We start from the raw sequence: 19,919 nt of genomic DNA, 5'->3' as shown, positions 1-19,919 counted from the left end.
GGAAAATCTCACAAAATGTTTGCGGATAATGCCGCAACGATAGCATATCGGCGGCGAACTCCAGAGTCAGACTTGCTCCAGCATCAGCCCCGAGACACGCCTGACCTTGCGCTCCACCGCTTCCTCGAACACCCCGGCGCGCGGCTCAATCAGGCTAAAGCATTGCTTGGCGCGGGTGATGCCGGTGTACACCAGTTCCTTGGTCAGCACCGGGTTCAAGGCATCGGGTAGCACCAGCGCGGTATGGCTGAATTCCGAGCCCTGGGACTTGTGCACGGTCATGGCGAACACGGTTTCCACTTCGCTGAGCCGGCTGGGCAGAACGAAGCGCACCCCACCGCTGCCATCGTTGCGCGGGAAGGCCACGCGCAGCAGCGCCTCGCCCTGCTCGTCCGGCAGGCGCAGGGCAATGCCGATATCACCGTTCATCAGGCCGAGACCGTAGTCATTGCGGGTGACCAGTACCGGGCGGCCCTCGTACCAGGGTTGCTGGCTATCGATCAGCCCGGCATTGTGCAGCACCCGGGCCACGCGTTCGTTCAGGCCTTCGACGCCCCAGGCGCCCCTGCGCACGGCGCAAAGCAACTGGAAGGCTTCGAAGCTCTGCAGTACCTCGGCCGCCCAGCGCTCCCAGCGCGGATCGTCGCCCGGCGTGCCAGGCGGCGGGCGCAAGCGGCCGATGGTGCGCAGGTAGCCACGGTAACCCTGCGGCCCTTCGCCGCCCTGGCCAAGGCCGTCTAGCAACAGGCGATCGAAGCGCTTGTCGTGTTCGCCGCCCAGGGTCAGGCAATGAACGTCCGCAGGCCGGGTCGCCAGCAGCGCCCGCGCCTCCAGCGCCTGCTGGCGATTGACCAGGCGCGCCAGCTGGCCGATGCCGCTGCCTTCGCCGAAACGCCGCGAATGACGCAGCATCACGATCTGCTGGGCCAGCGGATTGCGCTGGCCATCGCCCGGTTTCAGGCCGATGCCCGCCAGCGACTGCCCGCCCACCTGCTCCAGCCAGGCCAGGGTCTGCGGCCAGTAGCAGCCTTCCTCGGCGTCGCGACACAGGTCGCCCAGCACCGCCCCGGCTTCCACCGAGGCCAGCTGGTCCTTGTCGCCCAGCAGCACCAGCCGTGCAGTGGACGGCAGGGCATCGAGCAGGTTGGCCATCATCTCCAGGTCGATCATCGAGGCTTCATCGATCACCAATACGTCAAGCGGCAACGGGTTGCCGGCATGATGGCGGAAATGCCGCGAGCCTGGGCGGCTGCCCAGCAGGCGGTGCACGGTGCTGACCTCGGTGGGGATCTGTGCCCGTACCTCAACGTCCACCTGCAGGCGCTCGACCTGCTGGCCGATGGACTCGGTCAGGCGCGCCGCGGCCTTGCCGGTCGGTGCCGCCAGGCGGATACGCAGCGGCCGGCCTTGCTCGACCGCCGGTCCCTGCAGCAACGCCAGCAGGCGTACCACGGTGGTGGTCTTGCCGGTGCCGGGGCCGCCGGTGATCACACTGAAACCCGCTCGGGTGGCCAGCGCGCAGGCCAGTTTCTGCCAGTCCACCTCGCCGGCCGCCGAGCCGCCGTCGAACAGTTGCGCCAGGCGCTGGGCCAGATCGGCGGGCTGAGGCTGACGGCGTGCCAGGCGCTCATGCAGGGCGTCGTCGATCCGCCGCTCGTAGGCCCAGTAGCGGCGCAGGTACAGGCGCTCGGCGCTGAGCACCAGTGGCCGGGCGCGCTGTTCGACGCTATCGCCCGCCGCGACCAGCGGGCTCTCGGCAATCCGTTGCAGCCAGGTACCCAGGTCAAGGCTGGCCAGCAGTTGCGAAGGCAGCAGCAGCGGCCCGGCCAGGACATCGCCTTCCGGTGGCAGCGACAGGGCGAAGTCTGGTTCAGCGAGGGTCTGGCGCAGATCCAGGCAGACATGCCCATGCCCCAGCTGGTGGCTGGCCAGCGCCGCGGCGAGCAGGACCAAAGGGTCACTGCCTGGCGCCCGCTCCTCGAGAAAACTCACGAAGGCCCGGTCCAGGGCACGCAACCACCCGCGCTCAACCCAGCGATCGAGCAACGCCAGCAGGTCATGGCTGGCGCTCAGCGGCGCCAGGGCGCTCAGATGCTCCGCCTGCAATGGCGTGGGCAGCAGGTCATCGAGGTTGCGGCTCATGGCGCGGCTCCGGCAAACAGGTCCTGTTGTTCAGGTTCTAGCTCACCCCGGAACATCGCGTCGAGCTGCTCGATCAGCGCCCGGGGTGGCCGCGCATGATACAGCCCGTGGCCCGCCGACGTGACGCCGCGCAGGAAGATGAACACGGCGCCGCCGACATGCCGATCGTAGTCGTAGTCAGGCAGGCGGGCGCGCAACTGGCGATGCAGGGCCAGCAGGTAGAGCACGTACTGCAGGTCGTAGCGGTGCTCGAGGATCGCCTGCTCCATCGCCAGGTCGCCATAGGCTTCGGCGTCGGGGCCAAGCCAGTTGGACTTGTAGTCGGCCACGTAGTAGCGCCCATCGAGCTCGAACGCCAGGTCGATGAAGCCCTTGAACATGCCATTGAGCAAGGTCGGCTGCGCGGCCGGGCGCGCCGCGCCGCCATGGGTATGGCGCGCCACCTGGTAGTCGAGGCGCAGGGCGTCGACCTGGTGGCTGGCGAACCAGAACTCCATTTCGATCTGGTAATGGTTCAGTTGCGCCAGGGTAAGGGTGGCCCCCTGCAGCGGCATGGGTTGCAGCAGCAATTGCTGCAGCCACTGCGTCAGCGTGGGGATCCAGCCGGTCCAGTCGCGTCGATTGCAGCGCCGCCCCACGGTGCGTTCGATCACCTCGGCCTGGCTGCTGATCTCGGCGAAGCCTTCGCGGCCCGCCCATTCGAGCAGGCCATGGAGGAAGGTCCCCGGGCTCGGCCCACGGGGGAAGCGGTGGATATCGCCCGCCTCGGCCGGGACCTCGCGCAGCAGCTGGCTGTCCAGCACCTCGTCGTCCAGCAGTTGCTGGGCCTGGGAGCTGTCGGCGATCAGCGTCGGGTCGCCCACCCGCAGGGCACTGTAGGAGGCAATCCACCAGTGTTCCGCGGCGGCACGCCGTGGCTTGCGCGGCGGCAGGAGTTCGCGCTGGCTGTCCGGCGTGCGATAGCTCTGTGTCTGTACTTCGGGCAGCGCCTCCCGGCTGATGGCCGGGTTGCTCGCTGCCAGTGCCTGGAGCCACTCGCCCAGCTGGCTGGAGGCGGGCAACGGCAGCCCGCCGCCGAGCAGGTAACCCAGGGCCGAACGGTGCAGTTGCGAGCTGCGCTGGGTGCCGCGCTTGAGGTCGGCGACGCCCAGCCAGCAGGCGTATTGGGCACGGGTCAGGGCGACGTAGAGCAGGCGCAGGTCCTCGGCCAGGCGCTCGTCGTCGGCGCGCTCGATCTGCTCGGCATTCGGCGTCAGGGTCAGGTGCGCCACGCCCTGGTCATCGTGCCAGCCCAGGGGCAGGCGCTGGCCATCCACCGGTTTGCTGGTGCAGATGAACGGCAGGTACACCAGCGGGTATTCCAGGCCCTTGGATTTGTGGATGGTCACCACCTTGACCAGTTGTTCGTCGCTTTCCAGGCGCAGGATCTGCTCCTCGCCCGCCTGCCCTGCGTTGGCCAGGTGCTCGGTGAGGTGGCGAATCAGCGCTTGCTCGCCATCCAGTTCGCCCGCCGCCTGCTGCAACAGCTCGGCCAGGTGCAGCAGGTTGGTCAGCACGCGTTCGCCGTCACTGCGGCCCATCAACGCGCGGGGCAGCTGGAAGTCATGCAGCAGGCGGCGCAGCATCGGCAGCACGCCCTGGCGTTGCCAGGTGTCGCGGTAGCGGCGAAAACGCATCACCCAGCCCTCCCAGACCCGTTCGTCCTGGTTCAGGCGCTCCAGTTCGACCAGCGGCAGGTCGAGGGTCAGGCTGGCCAGGGCGGCCTTGAGCAGGCGCTCCGAGTCCGGCTCGGCGCAGGCCTTGAGCCAGGCCAGCAGGTCGTGGGCCTCCTGGGCGGCGAACACCGAGTCCTTGTCCGACAGGTACACACTGCGCACATCGCGGGCGGCCAGCTCGGCGCGGATCAGCTGGGCCTCGCGGCCGTCGCGCACCAGGATGGCGATATCGGAAGGCAAACAGGGCCGCAGCTTGCCAGCAGCATCAGCGAAACCACTGACGCCTTGCTGCCCGCCATTGAGCAGTTCGACGATATGGCTCGCGCAACTGGCCGCCAGCTGCTGGCGATACAAAGTACTGGATACCGGCTCATCACTTTCAAGTTGCCAGCAACAAAGGGCTGCGCTCGGCTGACCGGCCACCAGCAATTGCTCGCCACGGCCCTTGGCGCGTACTTCGACGAAAGGCAGCGGGTTATCGCCATGGGCCCGGAACAGGAATGCCCCACGGCCCTCGGCACGCTCCTCGGCCTGGAGGAATACCCGGTTCACCGCCGCGACCATGGCCTGGCTGGAGCGGTAGTTGGTGTCCAGGCTGTGCAGGCGCCCGGCGGTGGCGCGGCGCGCGGCCAGGTAGGTGAAGATGTCGGCGCCGCGGAAGGCATAGATCGCCTGCTTGGGGTCGCCGATCATGAACAGGCCGGTGTCCGGGTTGTTCTCGCTGATACGGTAGATGCGCTCGAAGATGCCGTACTGGATGGGGTCGGTGTCCTGGAACTCGTCGATCAACGCGACCGGGAACTGCTCGCGGATCAACGCGGCCAGGCGCTCGCCCGCATCGCTGCCCAGGGCCTGCTCAAGGCGCAAAAGCATGTCGTCGAAGCCCATTTCGGCGCGTCGACGCTTCTCCACCTCGAAGCGCGCCGAAACCCAGGCAGCGGCATGCTCCAGCAGGCGCGCATCGGGGCTGGCCAGCCCCTGCAAATGTTCACGCAGGGCCGCCATGGCGTGCAACGCCGGGTGCTGCGGTGGCTCGCCGGCCTTCCACGCCTCGGCCATGCCCGCCGGGGTCAGCCGGGTGAAGCCGGTGCCAAGGTCCAGCTCCATGGCCTGCTCATCACCGGCCCAGGCGCGCAGTTTGTCGAACCAGGGCTCGAAGTAGCGTGCTTGCAACTTGCGCCCGTCCGCCTGCTTGGCCGCCACGGCATCGCGGCAGATCTGCTGCAGCTCATCGGCCCAGGCGGCCCAAGGTGCCTTGAGCTGGGCCAACTGCTCGGTGCGCTGGCGCAGGGTCGCCTCGATCAAGGCTTGCGGCTCCTGCTCGTCCACCTGGCCACGGACGCGGCCGAACAATGGCCTGATCCTTGGCAACAAGGCATCGGGGCTGCCCCAGTTGCCGCGCACCCAGGCCAGCGACTCGCCACGCATGCCGTAGCAGAAGCGCCGCCAGTAGTCACGCATGACCTGGCCCAGCAACTCGCTGTGATCGGTTTCCAGGCTCTGGGTGAACAGGCTGCCACTGTCAAACGCATGCTCGCGCAACATGCGCTGGCACCAGCCGTGGATGGTCGACACCGCCGCTTCGTCCATCCATTGCACGGCGATTTCCAGACGGTTGGCACAGCGTGGCCAGTGCGCCGGTGGATAATCCTCGCGCAGCAGGTGCAGCAAAGGGTCGGCGTCCTCGAGCTCGCCGCGGAAAAAGCGCGCCGCTTCAGCCAGGCGCGCACGGATACGCTCACGCAGTTCCTTGGTTGCCGCATCGGTGAAGGTCACCACCAGGATCTGCGGCGGCAGCAGCTCGCGGGCAAAGCCCTGCTCGCCGCCATGCCCGAGGATCAGGCGCAGGTACAAGGCCGAGATGGTGAAGGTCTTGCCGGTGCCGGCGCTGGCCTCGATCAGTTGGCTGCCGTGCAAAGGAAAGCTCAGCGCCAGGGGGCGGGCTTGGGTCATTGGGCGCTCTCCGGGTTGCCCAGGGTTTGCCAGGGCGCCGCGAACAAGGGGCGATACAGGGTTTCGCACCAACCCTCGAAGGTTTCCTCGAGGGCCAGTGCGGCGAAGTCACGGTATTGACGGGCCAGGGCCAGGCTCTCGCTACGCTCGCCGAAGCTGTTCTGGCCGTCACCTTCGTAGGCCCGGGCTGCGGCAGCCAGGGCCTTGTCCGGGTCCTCCTGGGCCAGCCAGGCGAAGGCGGTCTTGGCCGCGACGGGCAAGGGCGCGTTCATTCCCGCCTGGCGTGCCACCAGCAACTCGCCCAGGCGCTGCATCGCATCGGCCTGCGGCAGTGGTGCCAACAGCAAGGTCAGGTCGCTGGCCACCAACGCGCTGTGCAGCGGATAGCCCGAGGCGCAGGCGGCAAGGTGCATGACCCAGGCCGGGATCAGGCGATGCCATTTCAGGCTGTTGCGCCCGGCACTGAGGGTATTGGGCACGGTGGCGATGCTCAGCAGGCTTTGGTCTTCGCCTTGGTACACACGGCCGAGCCAGCCTTCCAGGCGCTGCGCGCCCTGTTCGAAGTGAATCGGCAGAGCACCCTCGACCAGCGTCGGCCAGCGCTGCAGCAACTGTCGATGGCGTTGCAGCAAGTCCGGCAGCGGCTGGATCAGTTCCGCCTGCAAGGCCTCACCGAACCCGGCCAACGGTAGCAGCCCGCAGGCCTGCAGCCTCCGGGCCTGGGCTTGCAGGGCTCGCTCGGCGTTGTCGGGGTCGGCCAGCGCGGCGCCGAGCAGCCTTTCACTCAAGCCATAGCGTTGCAGGGCATCCAGGATGAAGGGTTCTTCGTCCGGAGTCGGCGCCTCCAACGTTTCGAAGAACACTTTCAGGCGCTGGCTGAAAAAATGCCGTACCGGGTGGCGCAGGAAGTCCTGAAGCTGCACCAGGTTCAGCGGTTCATCGCTGACGTAGGGCGACAGCCCGATAGCGGCGGTCGCTGCGCCGTCCTCGGCCTGATGCAAGGCCAGCCACTCATGGGCAAAACTGAACAGCGGGCTGCCTTTCTGGAAATAGCGCTGGCTGAACGGCTGCAGCGGATGCTCCTGGGTCAACGCATGCAGCAACTGCTGTCCAGCGTCATCGCGCAACCCGGCCTTGGCACCGGCGAGCTGCCAGCCGGCGGCCAGGTGATCGCGCAGTTGCCCGATCAGCACCGAGGCCGGACGCTCGCTGTTGTCGCGGATACTGCGCCCGACCCAGCTGACATAGAGCTGGTCACGTGCCGACAGCAAGGCTTCGAGCAACAGGTAACGGTCATCCTCTCGCCGGGAGCGATCGCCCGGACGATAGTCGCTGGCCATCAGGTCGAAGTCCAGGGGCGGCTGGGCGCGTGGATAGTCACCATCGTTCATGCCCAGCAGGCAGACCACACGGAACGGGATGGCGCGCATGGGCATCAGGGTGCAGAAGTTCACGGAACCGGCAAGGAAGCGTTGCGACAACTTGCCCTGGTCCAACCCCGACAGCCAGGCCTCGCGCACCACCGTGAGCGGCAGCAGGTCTTGCAGGCCCACCGCCTCGCAAGTCTCCAGCCAGGTGTCGCGCAGATCCTGCAGTTGCACCAGGAGCAGCTCGTCGTGTTCGTTCTCGGCCAGGAAGAAGATCTGCAGCAGGGCGTGCAGCCGTGCGCCCCAGTCTGGCGCCGAGGCCGGCTGGGTCAGGGCCTGGCAAGCGACCTCCAGGGCATCGAGCAAGGCCACCAGCGGCCCGATCAATGCGGCATCGAGGCCGCCAATCTCGTCATAAGGCTCGATGCCGTCACAGCCTTCGCCCACCCCGACCGCGTACCCCAGCAACATCCGGCGCAGGCCGAACCGCCAGCTGTTCTGCTCCAGCCCTTCCGGCAGCCCCAGGCTGGCGCGCTGTTCGGCACTCAGCCCCCAGCGGATACCCGCCCCTTCGATCCAGCGATGCAGCGTCGGCAGGTCGCCTTCCTGGATGGCGAAACGGGCGCGCACGGCCGGTACGTCCAGCAGGTCGAGCACTTCACTGACGGCAAAGCGGCTGTCGGGCAGCTTGAGCAGGTGCTCTAGCGCAATCAGCAATGGGTCGCGACCACGCTGGCCCTGGTCGGTCAGGGTGAAGGGGATGTAGCGCGGGTCGCTGCGATCGAGCTGGCCGAACACGGCACGGATATGCGGTGCGTAGGTGTCGATGGCCGGCAGCATGACGATGACGTCGCGCGGGCGCAGGGTCGGGTCGGCGCTGAAGCGGGCGAGTAACTGGTCGTGGAGGATCTCGACTTCGCGCTGCGGGCTATGGGCCAGGTGGAAGCGCACGGAGCGGTCCTTGGCCGGATCGACTGCTGGCCATTGCATACGCGTCTCGGCCAAAGGCCGCAGCTCGAGGATATCGTCCTGCAGCTGGTTGAGCAGGGTCTCGGGTTGTGCATCACTGAACAGGTCGATACGGCCTTCGCTGAAGACATTCTGGTAGCTGCCTGGGTCGTCGTAGCTGTCGAGCAGGTTGATGTAGTCGCGCCCCTGCTTGCCCCAGGCCGCCAACAGCGGATGGGCATGCTGATGCAGCAGTTCGTCGTCCAGCTGCAAAGGCATGCCCTGCTTGCGTTGCTGGCGTTTGTACTGGTGCCGCAGCAGGTCCTTGTCGGCGACGATATCGCCCCAGTGGTGACGACAGGGGTTGTGCACGCACAGCAGCACCTGGCTGAAACGGGCAAGACCTGCCAGGGCTTCCAGGATCTGTGCCGGCAGCGACGAAATGCCGAACACGATCAATCGCGCCGGCAGCCCTGGGGGCGCCTGCTCCAGGCTGTTGATACGTTCGATGAAGCGCTGGTGCACACCGGCTCGGCTCTGGGCCATGCCCTCCTCGCCCACGTCCTCGAGCAGGAGCCGCCACAACTCGGCCTGCCAGCGATTGCCAGCAGCCAAGGGCTTGCGCTCGCCACGGGCGGTATTGAGTACATGGGCACCATCTGCCCAGTCCTTCAACCAGTCGGCGCGGTAGACCTGGTACTGGTCGAACAGGTCGGCAAGGCGCTCAGCTAGCTGGTAACGCTTGCGCAGGTCGCTATCGTCGGTGAGGAAGCGGCGCAGAGGTTCGAAGTGCGGACGCTCGATCACTTCCGGGAGCAGACGCATCAGGCGCCAGGTCAGGGGGGCCTTGTCGAGCAGCGAAACCTCGGGGATTTCATCACGGCCCAACACACGGCGATACAGCTGCCACATGAAGCTGCCCGGGAGCTGCACATCGATGGCAGCGGCGATCCCGCAACCGCCCTGATCGTCGTCTTGCGGGTCCTCGGCCAGAGCCAGTTTCAGCCATTGGGCGATACCGTTGCTCTGTACCAGCGCAATCTCGTTCTCCAGTGGCGCCAGGGGGTAGCGGCGCATCACGCTCACCACCAGATTACGCAGTTCGTCCAAGCGATTGCCCTGGACGATCATGAAACCTGGGTGGAGTGAGGTGGTCTGCGGCATAGGAGCTCTCGGAATGCGGTTGATGCTGACGGGAAACCTTATCACGGAGACAGCAGACAAGGTCTCGCGATGCTGCCCGGCAGGCCATGGGTTTTTCAGGCACAAAGACAAAACCCCTACCTGCTCGCGCAGATAGGGGTTTTGCGAAATGAATCTTGACGATGACCTACTCTCACATGGGGAAACCCCACACTACCATCGGCGATGCATCGTTTCACTGCTGAGTTCGGGATGGGATCAGGTGGTTCCAATGCTCTATGGTCGTCAAGAAATTCGGTTGCCAGTACGTCCTTGCAGACATGCCAGCCAATTCGGATATGCGATATTTGTGGTTCGTCGCGAACTTTCGGTTCGTTTCGTCTTCACCACCACAATTTGGCCTCAGCGCAAATTGCTTGGGTGTTATATGGTCAAGCCTCACGGGCAATTAGTATTGGTTAGCTCAACGCCTCACAGCGCTTACACACCCAACCTATCAACGTCGTAGTCTTCGACGGCCCTTCAGGGAGCTCAAGGCTCCAGTGAGATCTCATCTTGAGGCAAGTTTCCCGCTTAGATGCTTTCAGCGGTTATCTCTTCCGAACATAGCTACCCGGCAATGCCACTGGCGTGACAACCGGAACACCAGAGGTTCGTCCACTCCGGTCCTCTCGTACTAGGAGCAGCCCCTCTCAAATCTCAAACGTCCACGGCAGATAGGGACCGAACTGTCTCACGACGTTCTAAACCCAGCTCGCGTACCACTTTAAATGGCGAACAGCCATACCCTTGGGACCGGCTTCAGCCCCAGGATGTGATGAGCCGACATCGAGGTGCCAAACACCGCCGTCGATATGAACTCTTGGGCGGTATCAGCCTGTTATCCCCGGAGTACCTTTTATCCGTTGAGCGATGGCCCTTCCATACAGAACCACCGGATCACTAAGACCTACTTTCGTACCTGCTCGACGTGTGTGTCTCGCAGTCAAGCGCGCTTTTGCCTTTATACTCTACGACCGATTTCCGACCGGTCTGAGCGCACCTTCGTACTCCTCCGTTACTCTTTGGGAGGAGACCGCCCCAGTCAAACTACCCACCATACACTGTCCTCGATCCGGATAACGGACCTGAGTTAGAACCTCAAGGTTGCCAGGGTGGTATTTCAAGGATGGCTCCATGAGAACTGGCGTCCCCACTTCAAAGCCTCCCACCTATCCTACACAAGCAAGCTCAAAGTCCAGTGCAAAGCTATAGTAAAGGTTCACGGGGTCTTTCCGTCTAGCCGCGGATACACTGCATCTTCACAGCGATTTCAATTTCACTGAGTCTCGGGTGGAGACAGCGCCGCCATCGTTACGCCATTCGTGCAGGTCGGAACTTACCCGACAAGGAATTTCGCTACCTTAGGACCGTTATAGTTACGGCCGCCGTTTACCGGGGCTTCGATCAAGAGCTTCGCTTGCGCTAACCCCATCAATTAACCTTCCGGCACCGGGCAGGCGTCACACCCTATACGTCCACTTTCGTGTTTGCAGAGTGCTGTGTTTTTAATAAACAGTCGCAGCGGCCTGGTATCTTCGACCGGCGTGGGCTTACGCAGCAAGTGCTTCACCCTCACCGGCGCACCTTCTCCCGAAGTTACGGTGCCATTTTGCCTAGTTCCTTCACCCGAGTTCTCTCAAGCGCCTTGGTATTCTCTACCTAACCACCTGTGTCGGTTTGGGGTACGGTTCCCAGTTATCTGAAGCTTAGGAGCTTTTCTTGGAAGCATGGCATCAACCACTTCGCGCTCTAATGAGCACTCGTCATCAGCTCTCGGCCTTGAGATCCCGGATTTGCCTAAGATCTCAGCCTACCACCTTAAACTTGGACAACCAACGCCAAGCTGGCCTAGCCTTCTCCGTCCCTCCATCGCAATAACTGGAAGTACAGGAATATTAACCTGTTTTCCATCGACTACGCTTTTCAGCCTCGCCTTAGGGACCGACTAACCCTGCGTCGATTAACGTTGCGCAGGAAACCTTGGTCTTTCGGCGTGCGAGTTTTTCACTCGCATTGTCGTTACTCATGTCAGCATTCGCACTTCTGATACCTCCAGCAAGCTTCTCAACTCACCTTCACAGGCTTACAGAACGCTCCTCTACCGCATCACCAAAAGGTGATACCCGTAGCTTCGGTGCATGGTTTGAGCCCCGTTACATCTTCCGCGCAGGCCGACTCGACTAGTGAGCTATTACGCTTTCTTTAAAGGGTGGCTGCTTCTAAGCCAACCTCCTAGCTGTCTAAGCCTTCCCACATCGTTTCCCACTTAACCATGACTTTGGGACCTTAGCTGACGGTCTGGGTTGTTTCCCTTTTCACGACGGACGTTAGCACCCGCCGTGTGTCTCCCATGCTCGGCACTTGTAGGTATTCGGAGTTTGCATCGGTTTGGTAAGTCGGGATGACCCCCTAGCCGAAACAGTGCTCTACCCCCTACAGTGATACATGAGGCGCTACCTAAATAGCTTTCGAGGAGAACCAGCTATCTCCGAGCTTGATTAGCCTTTCACTCCGATCCACAGGTCATCCGCTAACTTTTCAACGGTAGTCGGTTCGGTCCTCCAGTCAGTGTTACCTAACCTTCAACCTGCCCATGGATAGATCGCCCGGTTTCGGGTCTATACCCAGCGACTAAAGCGCCCTATTAAGACTCGCTTTCGCTACGCCTCCCCTATTCGGTTAAGCTCGCCACTGAATATAAGTCGCTGACCCATTATACAAAAGGTACGCAGTCACCTAACAAGTAGGCTCCCACTGCTTGTACGCATACGGTTTCAGGTTCTATTTCACTCCCCTCTCCGGGGTTCTTTTCGCCTTTCCCTCACGGTACTGGTTCACTATCGGTCAGTCAGTAGTATTTAGCCTTGGAGGATGGTCCCCCCATGTTCAGACAAAGTTTCTCGTGCTCCGTCCTACTCGATTTCACTGGCAAGAGATTTTCGTGTACGGGGCTATCACCCACTATGGCCGCACTTTCCAGAGCGTTCCACTAATCTCAAACCAGCTTAAGGGCTGGTCCCCGTTCGCTCGCCACTACTAAGGGAATCTCGGTTGATTTCTTTTCCTCAGGGTACTTAGATGTTTCAGTTCCCCTGGTTCGCCTCTTGCACCTATGTATTCAGTACAAGATAACCAGCTTGTGCTGGCTGGGTTCCCCCATTCAGAGATCTCTGGATCACAGTCTGTTTGCCGACTCCCCAAAGCTTATCGCAGGCTACCACGTCTTTCATCGCCTCTGACTGCCAAGGCATCCACCGTATGCGCTTCTTCACTTGACCATATAACCCCAAGCAATCTGGTTATACTGTGAAGACGACATTCGCCGAAAATTCGCACGTCGCTCTTTCGAGCAGAACTCACAAATTTTACCTTAGCCTGAATAACCAGCAGTGAAACTGGCATTCAGTCTATTTCTATCACATATCCGAATTTTTAAAGAACGATCTGACAAAAGTCAGAAATCAACATTCATTCACGAATGTTCATTTCTAAGTTCTGAACAGTGCTGCGAAACCTGAAGAGTGGTGGAGCCAAGCGGGATCGAACCGCTGACCTCCTGCGTGCAAGGCAGGCGCTCTCCCAGCTGAGCTATGGCCCCATTTGACCAGCTGAACCAGGTAGTACCAATAAATGGTAGGTCTGGGCAGATTTGAACTGCCGACCTCACCCTTATCAGGGGTGCGCTCTAACCAACTGAGCTACAGACCTATATAACAGGTCGCATCGTCTTTACATCATGAATCAAGCAATTCGTGTGGGAGCTCATCAGCAGGCTGATGTCTTCGATTAAGGAGGTGATCCAGCCGCAGGTTCCCCTACGGCTACCTTGTTACGACTTCACCCCAGTCATGAATCACACCGTGGTAACCGTCCTCCCGAAGGTTAGACTAGCTACTTCTGGTGCAACCCACTCCCATGGTGTGACGGGCGGTGTGTACAAGGCCCGGGAACGTATTCACCGCAACATTCTGATTTGCGATTACTAGCGATTCCGACTTCACGCAGTCGAGTTGCAGACTGCGATCCGGACTACGATCGGTTTTGTGAGATTAGCTCCACCTCGCGGCTTGGCAACCCTCTGTACCGACCATTGTAGCACGTGTGTAGCCCAGGCCGTAAGGGCCATGATGACTTGACGTCATCCCCACCTTCCTCCGGTTTGTCACCGGCAGTCTCCTTAGAGTGCCCACCATAACGTGCTGGTAACTAAGGACAAGGGTTGCGCTCGTTACGGGACTTAACCCAACATCTCACGACACGAGCTGACGACAGCCATGCAGCACCTGTGTCAGAGTTCCCGAAGGCACCAATCCATCTCTGGAAAGTTCTCTGCATGTCAAGGCCTGGTAAGGTTCTTCGCGTTGCTTCGAATTAAACCACATGCTCCACCGCTTGTGCGGGCCCCCGTCAATTCATTTGAGTTTTAACCTTGCGGCCGTACTCCCCAGGCGGTCAACTTAATGCGTTAGCTGCGCCACTAAAATCTCAAGGATTCCAACGGCTAGTTGACATCGTTTACGGCGTGGACTACCAGGGTATCTAATCCTGTTTGCTCCCCACGCTTTCGCACCTCAGTGTCAGTATCAGTCCAGGTGGTCGCCTTCGCCACTGGTGTTCCTTCCTATATCTACGCATTTCACCGCTACACAGGAAATTCCACCACCCTCTACCATACTCTAGCTCGCCAGTTTTGGATGCAGTTCCCAGGTTGAGCCCGGGGCTTTCACATCCAACTTAACGAACCACCTACGCGCGCTTTACGCCCAGTAATTCCGATTAACGCTTGCACCCTCTGTATTACCGCGGCTGCTGGCACAGAGTTAGCCGGTGCTTATTCTGTCGGTAACGTCAAAACAGCAAGGTATTAGCTTACTGCCCTTCCTCCCAACTTAAAGTGCTTTACAATCCGAAGACCTTCTTCACACACGCGGCATGGCTGGATCAGGCTTTCGCCCATTGTCCAATATTCCCCACTGCTGCCTCCCGTAGGAGTCTGGACCGTGTCTCAGTTCCAGTGTGACTGATCATCCTCTCAGACCAGTTACGGATCGTCGCCTAGGTGAGCCATTACCTCACCTACTAGCTAATCCGACCTAGGCTCATCTGATAGCGCAAGGCCCGAAGGTCCCCTGCTTTCTCCCGTAGGACGTATGCGGTATTAGCGTTCCTTTCGAAACGTTGTCCCCCACTACCAGGCAGATTCCTAGGCATTACTCACCCGTCCGCCGCTGAATCAAGGAGCAAGCTCCCGTCATCCGCTCGACTTGCATGTGTTAGGCCTGCCGCCAGCGTTCAATCTGAGCCATGATCAAACTCTTCAGTTCAATACTGCTTGGGTTTTTAAGAAACCCTAAACTTGGCTCAGCAATCTCAAATGACTATGTGATTTCTCGCATGGCCACTTGTGATGCTGATAATCTTGGCGACTATCAGTCCATACTCACAAGCACCCACACGAATTGCTTGATTCAATTTGTTAAAGAGCGTTTGGCTAAGCGCTTTTCATCTCAACCGAGGCGCGCATTCTACGCCTTCCTCATTTCGTGTCAAGCGTTTATTTTGAAGTATTTTGCGAGAAACCCGTTCAACTTCAAACACTTGACTCGCTGCGATCTCTCGTAGCGGGAGGCGAATCATACAGCGTTACAACCTGCTGTCAACTGCCTTTTTACCGCTGCCGATCTGACGACCGAAGCACTTCCGGAACCTTTCCAAACAATCAACTCTTTGATATTCAAGGAGTTTTTCGTTCCGATGTCGCTGGAAGTGGGGCGCATTATAAGGGGATCTGAAACCCCGTCAACCGTTAATTTCATGTATTTGCAATATCTGGTGCTTGGCCTGACGCACGGGTCTGCATTGCCTGATGATGAGCGTCCCCGACCGGCAAGGGTTTATTCAGCAATACCCCCACCACCACCGCAAAGACCAGCGCCGCAGTACCGGCACTGCACAGCACCGCCTCGAAGCCACCGATAAACGCCTGGCGCGCCAGGGGTGCCGCCACCTCTCGGAATCTTGGGTCAAGCAACGCCAGCGCGGCATGCAGATCCCCCGCCGCCACCCGTGTGGCCATCTCCCCCGCCGCACCCAACGCCTCAGGCGCCCGTATCGCCAGGGCATCGCGCAGCAGTTGCCCACTGCGCGCCGCAAGGATGCCGCCAAGAATGCCTATGGCAAGGACGATGGCTCCAAAGCGCGTGGTCGTGCTCAGCCCCGAAGCCATACCTGTGCGCTCACGCGGCACGCAAGCCATGATGTTTTTCTGCGTATCGCCGTTGAGCAATCCAGCTCCCGAGCCCAGCACGACACTGGCCAGGGCGAACGCGGTATAGCCACCCTGCCCGACGGCCCAGGCACAGGCCAGGTTGCCCAGTCCGACCAGCACCAACCCCACAGCGAACACCTGGGCCGGCGACAGGCGCACCGCCAGACGCATGCCCAGCCGAGGCGTCAGCAGCATGGCCACGGCAAATGGCAACATGCCCGCCCCCGCAGCCAAGGCCGACAGTTGCAAACCGTTCTGCAGGTAAAGCGGCAGCAAGGTCATCATCACCTGCGCACAGGCGGCATAGGCGAACATCCCCAGCAAGGCGCCGATGAAGCGCCCGCTGCGCATCAAACCCAGGTCGACCATCGGACGCACCTGGCTACGCTCGACCATCACGAACAGGCCAAGCAGGAACACTGCGATCAGCAGACGTCCCAACGTGGGAGCACTGTCCCAACCGACCCGATTGGCATCGATCAAGGCCCAGATCAGGTAGCCCAGGCCACCGGCGAAAGTCAGACTACCCAGTGGATCGAACCGCGCCGCCGAACCGTCGCGGGACTCCTCGATACTGCGCACGACCATCAGCGCCAGCACCATCACCAGCGGCAGATTGATATAGAAGATCCAGCGCCAGCCCAAGGTACTGGCGATCAGCCCACCGAGCAGCGGCGCGAAGGTGATGGTCGCGCCCATGCACGCGCCCCAGAAAGCCCAGGCCCGCATGCGCTCCTGCGGCGCATGGAAACGGTGGCCGATGGCGGCCAGCGCGGCAGTCAGCAACAACGCGGCACCGATGCCCTTGGCTGCTCGGGCCAGATCGAGGAACAACAGACTCGGCGCGGCGCCGCACGCCAGCGAGGCCGCGCCGAACAGCGCCAGGCCGAGCAGCAGCATGCGCCGCCTGCCGAAGCGGTCGGCCAGGCTGCCAGCGGGTAGCAGACAGGCGGCGAACGCCAGCAAGTACGCACTGACCACCCATTCGATGTCGCTGAACGAGCCGGACAGGTCGCGGGCAATGCTGGGCAGGCTGACCGCGACGATGTTGGTGTCGAGGATGATCACGGCGCACACCGCCGAGGCGGTGAACAGGGTGAAGCGTGGTGAGGCGGCTGCAGGCATGGCAAGGCTCCGTTATAGAGAGCAGGCAGGTCGTCGCCGCTTTACCGCCACGACGCCAGCCTTGTAGTGTTGCCTCAACCATAACGCCGCAGGGCGCCCGGCTTGTTAGCCAGCACGTCCCGCGTCATTAGCGCCTGGCTAACGAGGCCCCATGGAGATACGTCACTTCCGCTACTTCCTTGCCGTCGCTCGGCACGGCCACTTCACCCGCGCCGCCGAGCAACTGGGCATCGCCCCGCCGACCCTGAGCCGGCAGATCCAGGACATGGAGCGTGAGCTGGGCGTGCGGCTGTTCGAACGCAGCCAGCGCGAGGTGAGCCTCACCGCCGCAGGCCAGGCGTTGCTCACCGAGGCTGAACAGGCCGTACAGCAGTTCGACGCAGCGCAATTGGGTGCACAGCGCGCAGGCCGCGGCGACAGTGGTTGGATAGAGCTGGGCTACGTCGCATCGGCAGCCTACTCGGGCACCCTGCAGCAACAAGTGAGCCGATTTGTCGAAGACTACCCCGGGGTGCGCCTGAACATTCGCGAGGTGCCCATGCTCGAGCTCCCCGCCTTGGTCCACGATGGCCAGCTCGACCTCGCCTACCTGCGCTCGCCCATGGAGCTGCCGCAGACCCTGACGGCTATCGCCCTGCATCAGGAGGGCTTCGTCCTGGCGCTGCCGGCCAGCTCGCGCCTCAATGAGCTGAAGACAATCCCCGCCGCGCGGCTAGCCGACGAAACGTTCATCTTGCCTGAGCAGATCTCCGGCACCCTGGCAATCGCCGGCCAGGGCGGCTTCACACCGCGCCTGGGGCCGCAGCCGGGCAGCCTGGTGGCAGTGCTCACCCTGGTTTCACTAGGCCAGGGCGTGGCCGTGGTACCCGCGTCGGTGGTCCAGCGCATCAGCCTCCCGCAGGTCAACTACCGGCCCATCGCCGACAGCCAGGCGAGCTCATGGCTGAGCCTGGTGCACCGCCGCTTCGAGAAGTCACCTGCGGTGCTGCGCTATATAGAAGGCGTACGCAGAGGAATCGACTGAACACCCACCGTGGCCGTTTCCAGGCCACTGACATCCCGCCACGCGGCGCAGTACACTCGGGCACTCCCCCTTTCGGAGACGTCCAAGGTGCATCACGCAGGAAGCGATGAACATCCACCGGCACGTGCCCGAGCAGGCGCGGTCATCTGGCTTACCGGACTCTCCGGCGCGGGAAAGTCGACACTGGCCCTGGCCCTGGCCCGAGAGCTCCATGAGCTTGGGCATGGCTGCTACGTGCTCGACGGTGATGTACTGCGCACAGGGCTGAATGCCGACCTGGGTTTCTCACCCCAGGATCGCCACGAAAACATCCGCCGCACGGGTGAGGTGGCGGCGCTGTTCGCCGATGCCGGGCTGATCTGCATTGCCGCGTTGATCTCGCCCTATCACGCGGGGCGCGCCGCCGCGCGCCAGGCCTGCAAGGCGGGCTTCCACGAAGTGTACGTCAAGGCCGACCTGGCCACCTGCGAGGCCCGCGACCCCAAGGGCCTGTATCGCCGCGCCCGGGCGGGGGAGCTGCCTGCCTTCACCGGGATCAATGCGCCGTACGAGGTGCCGGAGCGCCCGGAGCTGGTGGTGGAGACGGCACAAGTGCCGCTACCGATGGCAACGGCGCAACTGCTAGCGTACGTACAGCAGCGCGTACTGCACCAAACGCAGTAGGCGCGGGCTGACCCCGCGCCTGCTGGTTGCACTCAACTGCCCGGGGCGATATCGCCACGCTGCCAGCGTGCCTCGTTATTACCCAGGGCCTGGGCAATGTCGGCGAGTTCGCCGGACGGCAGGGTCTGTGGCAACGGGTCGAGCCCGGCGCTGGCGAACACCTGGCCATAGCTATTGCGCAGCTCGGCATAGGCCAGGTCGCGGCGCAGGTCGGCCTGCAGCGCATTCAGTTCCCCCTGGATCAGCTCCAGCTCGCCAATACCCTGCGCCTGGTGGCGATTGCGCAGTTGCTCGACGATCTGCTGGTCAAGGGCGACCAGTTGCTGACTGGTGGCGAACTGGCGGCGAGCTTCGTTGTAGTTGGCATTGGCCACGTAGAGCTGGGCCAGGATGGCCATCGACATCGCCTGGCGACGCGCCTCGACCACCTGTTCGCCAGCCTTGGCGACGTCGATGGACGCCGGCCCCGACAGCACGTTGAACAGGTTCCAGGTGACCTTGACGCCATAATCGGCCCAGTGCTGGTTGGTCAGGAAGCTGTTGCTGTCGTAGTGCCCACCCGCCGAGAACTCCAGCCCCGGCAGCATGCGCAGCATCGACTTGCGCACCTCGGCGGCGCTGATGCGGGCCTGGTAGTCCTGCTCGCGCAATTCGGGGCGCGTGGCCAGGGCCTGCTGCTCCAGCGCTTCGAGGCCTACCTTGAGCTCCGGCACGCTGTAGTCGTCGGTAGCGGCGAGGGTCAGCTCGCTCCCCGGCGGCAGGTTGATCAGCGCGCCCAGTTCAGTCTTGGCCAGCGACAGCGCGCGACGCTGTTCCTCCAGCTGGCGGGTGGCCTCGATCAACGAGCGCTGGTAGTTGAGCGCCTGGATCGGGTCGCCGATGCGCTGGTCACCCATGCGCTGGCTGTTGTCCCGGGCCTGCTCGACCCGCACCATCAGCGCGTCGATCTGCTTGAGCAGGCGCTCGGCGGCGACCGCCCGCCAGTAGGCCGAGCGCACGTCCTGGATGATGGTCTGCACCACCTTGCGCCGGCGTTCCTGGACGATCAGGCGCTGATCGCCCTGTTGCTTGGCGCTGACATAGCTGACACCGAAGTCGAGCACGTTCCACACCATGGTCAGGTCGGCCACGTCGCGGTCGCGGTCCTGGGAGGTCGATGGCTCCAGGGATTGGGTATTGGTCAGCACGCTTTGGCTGCTTGATGCGCTGACGTTGCTGCGCCCGGCGTAACCGGCCGACAGGGCCATGCGCGGCAGCATGTCGAAGGTGGCCAGGTCGACCTGGCGTTGGGCCAGGGCTTCTTCCATGATCTTGAGGCGTGCCTCCAGGTTGTACTTGACCGCACGGGCCATGGCCTGGTGCAAGGTCAGCGGCCCTTGCAAGGCCTCCTGGCCCTTGAACATGCTGGCAAGGTCCGCCCGCGCCCGCTGCTCGCTGACGCTGCGGTCGATGGGTTGGGTCTTGACCGCGCACCCTGTTACCGCCAGTGCCAGTACGCTTACCGCAAAAATCCTCGATGCTCTGCTCAT

At 62.4% G+C, this 19,919-nt stretch carries 7 protein-coding genes, 2 tRNA genes and 3 rRNA genes; 2 read left to right on the top strand and 10 right to left on the bottom strand.

The genetic code is table 11. The features are described 5' to 3' along the window. Positions 1-66: 66 nt before the first annotated feature. The 9 genes from recD to ACZ9C1_RS21925 all read right to left on the bottom strand — a co-directional run bounded on the left by recD (position 67) and on the right by ACZ9C1_RS21925 (position 16,703). Complete coding sequence (gene recD, locus ACZ9C1_RS21965) at positions 67-2,142, bottom strand: exodeoxyribonuclease V subunit alpha (protein WP_277502725.1); 2,076 nt, start codon at positions 2,140-2,142, stop codon at positions 67-69. Then, a complete protein-coding gene (gene recB, locus ACZ9C1_RS21960) occupies positions 2,139-5,810 on the bottom strand; it encodes an exodeoxyribonuclease V subunit beta (protein WP_476254377.1) in 3,672 nt (1,223 codons plus the stop codon). The genes recD and recB overlap by 4 nt, the downstream gene beginning before the upstream one ends. Beyond that, positions 5,807-9,289 (bottom strand): exodeoxyribonuclease V subunit gamma, encoded by a 3,483-nt coding sequence (gene recC / locus ACZ9C1_RS21955; RefSeq protein ID WP_476254376.1) that lies wholly within the window; start codon positions 9,287-9,289, stop codon positions 5,807-5,809. Before recC ends, recB begins: the two co-directional genes overlap by 4 nt. 153 nt (positions 9,290-9,442) lie before the next feature. After that, positions 9,443-9,558, bottom strand: a 5S ribosomal RNA gene (gene rrf / locus ACZ9C1_RS21950). A 137-nt stretch (positions 9,559-9,695) separates the two neighbouring features. Next, a 23S ribosomal RNA gene (locus ACZ9C1_RS21945) occupies positions 9,696-12,588 on the bottom strand. Positions 12,589-12,832: 244 nt separating this feature from the next. After that, positions 12,833-12,908 (bottom strand) — tRNA-Ala (locus ACZ9C1_RS21940). 33 nt (positions 12,909-12,941) lie between these two features. After that, positions 12,942-13,018, bottom strand: a tRNA-Ile gene (locus ACZ9C1_RS21935). 79 nt (positions 13,019-13,097) lie between these two features. Further along, positions 13,098-14,634, bottom strand: a 16S ribosomal RNA gene (locus ACZ9C1_RS21930). The 16S, 23S and 5S rRNA genes sit together here with 2 tRNA genes alongside, the layout of an rRNA operon. Before the next feature lie 488 nt (positions 14,635-15,122). After that, positions 15,123-16,703 carry an MFS transporter gene (locus ACZ9C1_RS21925; RefSeq protein WP_457378573.1) on the bottom strand — a complete coding sequence of 527 codons (1,581 nt, stop codon included), beginning with the start codon at positions 16,701-16,703 and terminating at the stop codon, positions 15,123-15,125. A gap of 151 nt (positions 16,704-16,854) precedes the next feature. Here ACZ9C1_RS21925 and ACZ9C1_RS21920 point away from each other — a divergent pair, with 151 nt between their 5' ends. Then, the gene (locus ACZ9C1_RS21920) at positions 16,855-17,727 is read left to right on the top strand and encodes a LysR family transcriptional regulator (RefSeq protein ID WP_139668375.1); all 873 of its coding nucleotides are present in this window, start codon (positions 16,855-16,857) and stop codon (positions 17,725-17,727) included. A gap of 87 nt (positions 17,728-17,814) precedes the next feature. Continuing rightward, positions 17,815-18,390 (top strand): adenylyl-sulfate kinase, encoded by a 576-nt coding sequence (gene cysC / locus ACZ9C1_RS21915; RefSeq protein ID WP_476254375.1) that lies wholly within the window; start codon positions 17,815-17,817, stop codon positions 18,388-18,390. Positions 18,391-18,422: 32 nt separating this feature from the next. Here cysC and ACZ9C1_RS21910 read toward each other — a convergent pair whose 3' ends face one another. After that, complete coding sequence (locus tag ACZ9C1_RS21910; protein ID WP_046857233.1) at positions 18,423-19,919, bottom strand: TolC family protein; 1,497 nt, start codon at positions 19,917-19,919, stop codon at positions 18,423-18,425.

The organism is Pseudomonas sp. TE21435 (assembly GCF_056279265.1).
Note: the sequence above shows the minus strand (reverse complement) of the source record. Positions and strands in the feature narration are given on the sequence as shown.

Bases quoted from the DNA above. Each gene is read 5' to 3' on its own strand.
- recC (WP_476254376.1), bottom strand. From the start codon at position 9,289: ATGCCGCAGACCACCTCACTCCACCCAGGTTTCATGATCGTCCAGGGC.
- ACZ9C1_RS21910 (WP_046857233.1), bottom strand. From the start codon at position 19,919: ATGAGCAGAGCATCGAGGATTTTTGCGGTAAGCGTACTGGCACTGGCG.
- recB (WP_476254377.1), bottom strand. From the start codon at position 5,810: ATGACCCAAGCCCGCCCCCTGGCGCTGAGCTTTCCTTTGCACGGCAGC.
- recD (WP_277502725.1), bottom strand. From the start codon at position 2,142: ATGAGCCGCAACCTCGATGACCTGCTGCCCACGCCATTGCAGGCGGAG.
- ACZ9C1_RS21925 (WP_457378573.1), bottom strand. From the start codon at position 16,703: ATGCCTGCAGCCGCCTCACCACGCTTCACCCTGTTCACCGCCTCGGCG.
- ACZ9C1_RS21920 (WP_139668375.1), top strand. From the start codon at position 16,855: ATGGAGATACGTCACTTCCGCTACTTCCTTGCCGTCGCTCGGCACGGC.